1 pseudogene is annotated in these 366 nt (G+C 63.1%); it reads left to right on the forward strand.

Annotated elements, in window-relative coordinates:
• Nucleotides 1–206: 206 nt before the first annotated feature.
• Nucleotides 207–366 (forward strand): annotated as a pseudogene (locus BST10_RS23490) (IS256 family transposase); the annotation flags it as partial.

A 366-nucleotide genomic window follows, 5' to 3' on the forward strand; every position in this document is an offset into this window, starting at 1 on the left:
GCGCATCTGCGCTGGCCTGGATCGTGAAATCGACGCCTTCCGCACTCGCGGCCTGACCCACACCGAGTTCCCCTACGGGGCGTGTCATTCCATCTGTGTAAGTCCGAGGTGGTCCATCATCGGATCGCCGTTGGGGCGGACAGAAGGAGTGTTTTGTGACCAAGTCCACGAAGGCGCCGGCTCAGGACAAGACGGCGGCCCGACGGTTGGCGGAGGCGTTCAGCGCCGACACACTGGATTCGCTGATCGCCGATGCAGTGAAATCGGGGACCCCGATCGACGGCGCGGACGGTTTGCTCAACGAGCTGACCAAGGCCGTGCTCGAGCGTGCCCTGAATTCGGAGTTGACCCATCACCTGGGTTACG

Origin of the sequence: Mycolicibacter algericus DSM 45454 (assembly GCF_002086455.1) — a bacterium.
GTDB lineage: Bacteria > Actinomycetota > Actinomycetes > Mycobacteriales > Mycobacteriaceae > Mycobacterium > Mycobacterium algericum.